Source organism: Erythrobacter sp. CCH5-A1 (assembly GCF_001557115.1).
Taxonomy (GTDB): domain Bacteria; phylum Pseudomonadota; class Alphaproteobacteria; order Sphingomonadales; family Sphingomonadaceae; genus Erythrobacter.
Genome location: NZ_LSKQ01000032.1, coordinates 1 through 1,959 on the forward strand (window position 1 = coordinate 1; position 1,959 = coordinate 1,959).

Here is a 1,959-nt window from a genome sequence, read left to right on the forward strand (position 1 = left end):
CGGTAGCACCTCGGCAAACAGCAGCTGGATCAACTGGCTGCCGTGCGGGGTGGACCAGTCCTGCGCCAGTTCGGCGATGATCGTGTTGGTTGCGGTGAAGGACACGCCGGCCCGCTCCATACGCTTGCGGGCGGCGTATTCCGAAAGCTCGAAGGGGGAGCCCGAAATGTCGAGCACCGCCTGGACCTCGTAGCCTTCCTCGACGGCGCTGATCGCGGGGTAGATGAGGCACACGTCGGTGGTCACCCCGCCCATGATCAGCTGGCGCCGTCCGGTGGCTTCCACCGCGCCCTTGAAGGCGGGATCGTTCCAGGCATTGACGATCCCCTCGCGCTTGATGCGGGCCGCGAAGGCCTCGGGCAGGATCTCGGCGAGTTCGGGTATCAGCGGTCCTTGCAGGCGGTCCTCTTGGCTCGAGGTCAGGATAACGGGCAGGCCGAGCATGCGCGCCGCCTTCGCAAGTGCCAGGGTCTTGGCGCGCACTTCGTCAAGATCGAGGTTCCTGATGAGCTGCATGGTGCCGATCTGGTGGTCGATCAGCAGCAGGGCACTTTGGTCGGCGGTGAAAGGCATGGCGTCGGCGTCCGTAGTGGCGAAGGTGGTAGCAGGATCAGGACTGGGGCGGGGGCTGGCTTGGCGCGGGGCTTTCCCACCCGCCGCCTAGCGCGCGGAACACGCTCACCTGTGCGGCGGCGCGGGCGCCGGCGGCCTCGGCGAAGGCGGCCTCGGCGGCGCGCCATTCGCGCTGGACCTGGATCAGCCGCAGGGCATCGTCGCTCCCCGCCTTGTAGCGCAGTTCGGTGAGCCGCGCGGTCTCGCGCGCGGCGTCGGCCGCCTCGCGCAGGCGCGCTTCGGCCGCGAGCGCGCCGGCCAGCCGCGCAAGCGCCTGCTCGGTCTCCTGCAGCGCGCCGAGCACCGCGGCATCGAAGCGGGCGAGCGCGGCCTCGGTGTCGGCCCTCGCGGCGCGCACCTGTGCGCGCGCGGCGCCGTTGAAGGGGAAGTTCCAGCTGATCGCCGGGCCGAACGAGAAGCCGAAACTCGCCGAAGAGCCGAGATCGCCGGGCCGCGCCGCGCCGAGCGAGGGGGTGCCGAGCAGCCTGATCTGGGGGTAGAGCGCCGCCACCGCCACGCCCACGCGCTCGGTATCACGGGCGAGGCTGCGTTCGGCAACGCGGATGTCGGGGCGGCGGGCGAGCAGCGCCTGCCCGTCGCCCACCGGCAATGGTGCGGCAAGCCCTGGCACGGCAGCGCAGGCAGCGGCGTCTTGCGAAACGTCCTCGGGCGCGTCGCCGGTCAGGAAGGCGAGCGCGTAGAGCGAAGCGCGCCGCTCGGCCACCAGCTGCGGCAGCGCCGCCTCGGCCTGGGCAAGGAGGGTGCGCGCGGCGGCAACATCGCGGGCGTCGGCATAGCCGGCCTTGCGGCTCGTATCGATGAGTGCGAGCGAGCGTCGGGAGAGCGCGACGGTCTCCTCGGCGGTCCGCACCCTGATCGCGAGCGCGCAGCCCTCGGCATAGGTCCGCGCGGTTTCGGCCGCTACCGCGACCCGCGCGGCATCGACCTGTGCCTGCGCGGCCTGGGCATCGGCGATGGCCGCGCGCACCGCACGGCTGGCGCCGCCGAACAGGTCGACCTCGTAGCTCGCGTCGATCCCGGTGGTGAAGAAATCGGTGGTGACGACGGGCACATTGCCGATCGCGTTGAACACCTGCCCGCCGAAGCGCTGGCGGACATACTGGGCGTTGAGGGTGGTCGAGGGGAGCTGGCCCGCGCGGGCTTCCGAAACGAGAGCGCGGGCGCGCTGGAGGTTGGCGGCCGCGACGCGCAGGTCGGTGTTGCGCTCGAGGGCGCGGGTGACGAGGCCGTCGAGCACCGGATCGCCGAACAACCGCCACCATTGCGGCGGGAGCGGGGTGGGGGTGGTGGTCGCCGCGTCGGCCGCGATCAGGCGCGGAGCCGGGC

At 72.0% G+C, this 1,959-nt stretch carries 2 protein-coding genes; both read right to left on the reverse strand.

Annotated elements, in window-relative coordinates; all coding sequences use genetic code 11:
• Positions 1-573: isochorismatase family protein (locus AX708_RS01740; RefSeq protein WP_067489391.1), on the reverse strand; the 573-nt coding region annotated here is incomplete at its 3' end.
• Between the two features lie 37 nt (positions 574-610).
• The coding region (locus AX708_RS01745; RefSeq protein WP_067489394.1) for an efflux transporter outer membrane subunit at positions 611-1,959 on the reverse strand (1,349 nt) is incomplete at its 5' end.